The organism is Microcoleus sp., from assembly GCF_049646505.1.
GTDB lineage: Bacteria > Cyanobacteriota > Cyanobacteriia > Cyanobacteriales > Microcoleaceae > Microcoleus.
Genome location: NZ_JBARVX010000649.1, coordinates 1 through 6,075, shown reverse-complemented (window position 1 = coordinate 6,075; position 6,075 = coordinate 1). Strand labels below are relative to the sequence as shown.

At 43.4% G+C, this 6,075-nt stretch carries 4 protein-coding genes; all 4 read right to left on the bottom strand.

Annotated elements, in window-relative coordinates; genetic code table 11:
- On the bottom strand, positions 1-1,678 hold a 1,678-nt coding region (locus tag WBA89_RS29770; protein WP_424411276.1), incomplete at its 3' end, for a mechanosensitive ion channel family protein.
- Positions 1,659-2,771 (bottom strand): mechanosensitive ion channel family protein, encoded by a 1,113-nt coding sequence (locus WBA89_RS29765; protein WP_424411274.1) that lies wholly within the window; start codon positions 2,769-2,771, stop codon positions 1,659-1,661. The genes WBA89_RS29765 and WBA89_RS29770, both read right to left, overlap by 20 nt.
- A 72-nt stretch (positions 2,772-2,843) precedes the next feature.
- Positions 2,844-4,457 carry a mechanosensitive ion channel family protein gene (locus WBA89_RS29760; RefSeq protein WP_424411272.1) on the bottom strand — a complete coding sequence of 538 codons (1,614 nt, stop codon included), beginning with the start codon at positions 4,455-4,457 and terminating at the stop codon, positions 2,844-2,846.
- A 1,091-nt stretch (positions 4,458-5,548) separates the two neighbouring features.
- Positions 5,549-5,881: a P-II family nitrogen regulator gene (locus tag WBA89_RS29755; RefSeq protein WP_424411270.1), complete on the bottom strand. Its 333-nt coding sequence runs from the start codon at positions 5,879-5,881 to the stop codon at positions 5,549-5,551.
- Positions 5,882-6,075: the final 194 nt, after the last annotated feature.

Genomic DNA, 6,075 nt, shown 5'->3' with positions numbered 1-6,075 from the left:
AAATAGTAGTAGGGGACTGCACGTAAACCGTAGGATTTTCCATTGTAAACACAATACCGTGGACTGAAAGGGATTTAGCAATTTGAACGCTTGCTAACTCTAGTAGACGTTTACGCACCTCGATAGCATTATCTTGAGAACCTAAAATTGCCAAACTTACCCTCAATCTTTTCCCCGATTCATCGGCGAGAGCAATATTTGTGCTGTTAGCATCAATTCCTGATAGGAAAGCAGTTTTTTCTATTATAACTTGCTGCACTAGGGCGTATTCTCGTTCTCCTAAAACACTGGCAAAGTCCATATACAGTAACACCATAATTTTTTTGGCAAGAGTAACGTTTTCAATTTCTACACTGACTAAGATAGAATTGGGCATCACAATAATTGTACCCGTGCCGAGGGAACGAATTTTTGTCGATCGCAAGCCAATACTTTCTACTTTCCCCAACTCTCCAGCGGGTAGACGGATATAGTCACCAGTAACAAAAGGACGATCTAAATACAATACTAAAGTAGCAATGAGTTGTTCGAGAATTTTTTGGGCAGCAAAAGCGACGGCCAAACCAACTAACCCCAAACTAGCAACCAAGCCAATCAAGTCAAAGTTGACGCTGCGGGCAAATGTCACCAGTGCTACAATAAAGATCAAGACATTCAACACAGTTTCAAATACTAAAATTGCATCATCGCTGCTGGGATTAACACTACCCCCAAACTTGAATCCATAGGTACGCAGGTAGCGGCTAGTAATTTGTTTAGATAACCAATACAAACAGCCAAATACAAATAGATTGACAATCGGTTTGAGCAGGCCATAAACAACTGGCACTAATGTTTCGAGTATGGTGAGAGACCAACTTATACAAATACTGAGGACTGAAAATTGCACGAGGCGCTCGCTGGGTTGAATAATTGCCAGATAAATATGTTCTGCTGATGAAATATCTAGCTTTTTGATGGCAAATCTCAATAAGGCTGGAGCGTAATGGCTAAATACAAAAGAGCCTGCTAACGCTCCTAAAAATATCAGCCACTGGGGCTGAGAAAATGGGGCGACAATCTGATAACGAATACTGCGTAATACTGGGAACCATTCCGAACTTACTAGGGCGATCGCTATCCAGGCAGAACCAAAAACAATATTGGTAAAAATTCCCGTTTCCCACTTAGCTATTCTGGCTACAATTACCCCTAGAAACCGCAATAGTAAAATAATTCCTATGCCAATTAAAATCCACAAACTTCTCTGCAAAATGTATTGTGAAGTTCGTTCTTTTTTAGCTTTGGCGACCGCCCTTTCTAGAATATCTTCCCATTGCTTAGCTTGTTGAGACAAAGAAAAGTTTGGTAGAACATCGTTGGCTGTAACTGTCAACAGGTAATTGTTGTTCAAAGAAATTGAGGTAGCGCTTGAATTGGGATCGTTACGCACATCGAAGTTTATGACTTTCTCATTAGAAATCGCATCAGCCAGTAAATCGTTGGCAAATTGGGTACGTTCCAATGCTGTAAACCGACCGACAGGTTGCAAATAAAACAGCGGAATTCCATCAACTACTACGGGAGAACGAGGGCCGCCAACACTTTCAGCAAAACTCATCGGAGCGGCGAACAGCAACCAGCAGATAGTAAATAAAAAGATTAGTTGAATTTGCCGATTAAATAGCGATTGGAGCATCAACATAAATCGTTGGTTGGTTAACGGTAAAAGAAATATCGTGCTTTTGCAGTTGTTTAGTAATTTGTTGGGTAGCTAAATCGAGCAATTGCCGCCTCAATTCCATAGATAATTCATTAGCACCCAAAATAAAAAAATAAATTTGGGCGCGATTGTCACTGAAGGAAACTTCTGTGCTGCGCCAGTCTAAACCAAAAATGTCCACCGTGCTGTCCATCACGGTTTGGCGGATTAGTGCTTGTTTGTCAGCAGATACCTGTTCGGGAAACTCTAGCACCATCACAGACATAACTTTCTTTGCGCCGGTAAAGTTCTCGATGGTAGCTTGAGTCAAGGAGTTATTAGGAATAACTGTGAGAGTGCCTTTACCGGAGATGCGAATTCTGGTCGATCTCAAGCCAATACTTTCTACTCTGCCAAAAGTACCTTGTTTGCCTTGTTGTCCATCTCCTAAGCCAATATAGTCGCCCACTGTAAAAGGGCGATCGAGAGTTAAAACAATCCCTCCCAAAAGTTGTTCTAGAGTTTTTTGAGCGGCAAAGGCAAAGGCAATACCGCCAATCCCCAAGCTAGTAAGTATCCCGGCAACGTTGATGTTGTGGCTAATACAAAAAACTAAAATTAACGTTATAGCGATCGCAAATTCTCCGAGATAGCGAATCAAAAAAATAGACTCGCCTCTTACTTGAGGATTGGACTCAAAAGTGACGCCTACAATTGTGGTATTAAAAAAGTCTCGAAATAGACTCCACAGCAACCAACCGCCAAAAAAAGTGATGCCCGCACTCAGGCAAAATTCCATCAATTTCAGCCATTGAGTGCGAGGGAGCAGAAGCAACATCAATTCCATCGCCGAGAGAGTGAATAACGTTAAAATTATGTTTTTAGAGGCAAGGAATACACGAATATAAGCTTGTAGCTTTAAATTGGGAGCAAACCAATTTAAGGCTACACTCAAGGCAGGAACCGCCACCCTTCCTGCTAATCCGCCAATCCCTCCTGCTATCAAAATTAGAGTAATTTGCAGGAAGCGACCGCCATTATCTAAAGGCAGTTGTGCGAACATAAATAGCGCATCGATTGTTTTGATCATGGTCAAGTTAAGTGCTAGATTTGAAATCAAAGATTGTATTAGTTATAGCGTTGTTGTTCTGTCTAGCCTAGATTATTTCTGGATGGTTGAGTTATTTTCCGACTTGAGTAAATTTTTGCGTAATGTTGCCTCTAGTTCCGGTGACAAAGCCAAAGGAATGCTCCCAGAGCGGACGTGCAAATCTCGTTGAGGAAACGGAATTTGGATTTCACGTTCTCGAAACAGTTCTTCAATACGGAAAAATAAATCACTCTTGACGCGATACTGTGCGATGGGTTCAGCAATCCAAACCCGCAGCTCAAAATCCAAGGAACTATCACCAAAACCCAAGAAAAAAACAATTGGTTCTGGAGTTTTCAACACATCAGAATGTCCCCTACCAGCTTTTAGTAATGCCTCCTTAACTTGACTGATATCACAGCCGTAGGCAACACCAACTGGAATTCTGATCCGCGAAACAGCATTTTCATAGTTCCAGTTAGTTACATCATCCTCCAAGAAACGGGAATTGGGCAAAATAATCGAAACTTGATCGAGGTTGCGAAGCACTGTACTGCGAGCGCCAATACGGATCACAGTGCCTTCAATTTTACCGACATTCACAAAGTCGCCTACCCGAATCGGACGTTCAAAGAGCAAAATCAGACCGCTACCAAAGTTTTTAGCGATATCCTGAAACCCAAAACCGATACCAACTCCCAATGCACTAAAGATAATTGTTAGAGAACTCAGGTCAATTCCCCATATTTGCATCAGAACGATCGTTCCCACAACAACCAGCAAATATTTGGCAATCACAGCAACGGCTTCTTGACTGCCTCGACTGATGCGGGTGACTTCCAAAATTCGCAGTTTAAATAATTTAGAAATAACACCGCTAAGGACAACCCATCCCAGGATCAGAGCAGATAGAATTAGCAGATCGGTGACTGAGTAATTGTTGCGTCCTACAGACAGGGCTTTAGATGTGAAAGTGCTGACTAAACTGCTGGTTAGGGTGTAACTCCAAATCCGAGTTACCGGAAACAGATTGGTAATGTAAAGGGCAGTGACAATCCAAAGCGCAACCCTTGCAAAAAACAGAGTTAAATTAAATAATAAGTTCAGAGCTTTGGGCGAATCATTAACTCCAACTTCTTCGTTTGATGGTTCGACAAATCGCTGGATAGCAGCTTGTCTGGCCGATCGCCACAGCCATCCCAATCCTTTGTGAAGGGCGATCGCCAGCCCGACAGTCGCCGCTGCCAGCACCGCCATATTTTTCATGAATCCGGCGCTTCTTTCATTTTGAGCTTGCTGCAAAGCTTGACGGAGTTGTTGAACCCAAAGATTAGCTTGTTCGGCGGGCGTGCGATTTTCTTGCACATCGGATTGAGTGACTGTCAGCAAGTATTTGCCATTAACCAGAATGGTGGGGTACCGATCGCGAAATTCAGTTGTGACTCGAACGGTTTCTTGAGATTGCTCAATTTGTTTGAGTCGCAAATTGAGCAAATCGGCTCGTTCGGCGGCTGTCAATGAGTCAGCATCGCTGACTCTAAAAACTGGACGACCATCTACCACAACAGATGTCGCCGTCCTCGCTGCTTGAACGGGTACAGCCTGCAAAACTAAGCTCAGCGCTAAGGCTGTGATGATTCCCAGTATTTGGTAACGAACAAATGAAGATTTCCGGCGATTTGACATATTTTACGAATTTCAAAACATGACTGCTAATATCGGGCGATCGCTGTGCTTCTAATAGATTACAAACTAGACTTTGGCAGATCGAACCCACTAAATGCAACCATCTCAGCGATCGACGGCGCGCCAGTGCTTCCAAAGCATACACTGCAAGGACATCTTGGTTATTGATATTTACGTTCTTTTTGCATTATAACTGTCTGAACTCTCATCAAACTTAATGCTGACCCTGCTGATTATTTATGCTGAACATTCCTTAACACTCTTAAACAAAGCTTCAGATGCTAGAGGCGATCGCCCCTCAATCGAGAATTGTCTTTGTGCTAGATTCGAGCTAGGGCGATTGAATCTTTAGGTTCGAGTGAAATGTTAAAGAAAACGTTTAATGTTAATCAGTTAGGCGATCGCCTCTTGGAACTATTAACCGATATTCAGAACCATATCGAAGTGACATTAACCCGATATGGTGTTCCGCTTGCTACGGTTTTACCTTTATCGTCTGGGTAGGTTGTGATTCCCAAGGCTGGCTTAAATCGCGGCTCAATGGTGATGGCAGATGATTTTGATGAGCCTTTGCCGGATGAATTTTAGGGGATATAAAAGTTTTACTGGATACCCCCGATCGTATTTTTAACCTCAGTATTTTACCAAATCAGCAACAATACCCTTTTGACAAGATGTTGATTTTTCATGCTGTCTGTGAAGGGTTAACAGTGATTTCCAAGCATGGCAAATTCAAACTCTATGATGTGCCTTTACTTTGGGGTTGATTGCAATAAAAAACCACCGTTGCCAGTGGTTAAAAAACTTATTTTATTTGGGCAGAATCACAGAATATGTTTTCTCAAATCATCATGTCTCTGACTCAATGCCTGATATTTTTTAGAGTCGCCTTTAGGAGTCTGTAGCAGCTCAGTAATTATCTGATTGTTAGACAATCCCGACCGGATGCCCTGAACCAGCGGATCGGTCAGAGCGGGAAAGATATCGCCTGTACCGTCCCCATCTTCGGTTGGTTCAATCGGTTCAGAATGGCTAAAACCTAGATTAAATAGGCTGTTCAGTGAGATTTGCTTTGGTGACCGTATTTCGATTCAACAGCCCTCTGGCCCACAGAACTTGTGCGCGCTCAGTACCTCGGCGTTACAGATATAGGCGAGGCCCGAATAATCGGCGAAAAACTTCGCTGCGACCTCATCCGCAATCCTCACGGCCATATCCCGACTGTCGGTGAGCACCTCGAACTTTATATTCGAGTAGGCATCGGAAACGGTGGGATGTCCCGACGAGCGCACGTTGCGACTGCCTTTACCTCCAGCGTCCACCACCGTATAACCGGTAGCCCCGGCATCGTCGATGATCTGGCCGATCTTTTTGAGCAACAACTTTTCCGTGACGATGACGAGCTTGCTTGCTGGCTTAGCCATGTGGGTTACCTCTTGATGTGTGTATTGATTGAACTATATAGAAACTGAGGAAAACGGCAGCACCGCGTGCTGTTAGAGAGTCGATGGCAGGGTGTCCCCCACCATCTCTCCTACAAAACCGGGAAGAGCGACTTTCACCGCACACGGCTCCTGAGTGATGTAATCCTGGTTATGGATACAGTATGATCGCATAA

Coding starts and splice junctions, on each gene's coding strand:
- WBA89_RS29760 (WP_424411272.1), bottom strand. CDS start 4,457: ATGTCAAATCGCCGGAAATCTTCATTTGTTCGTTACCAAATACTGGGA.
- WBA89_RS29765 (WP_424411274.1), bottom strand. CDS start 2,771: ATGATCAAAACAATCGATGCGCTATTTATGTTCGCACAACTGCCTTTA.
- WBA89_RS29755 (WP_424411270.1), bottom strand. CDS start 5,881: ATGGCTAAGCCAGCAAGCAAGCTCGTCATCGTCACGGAAAAGTTGTTG.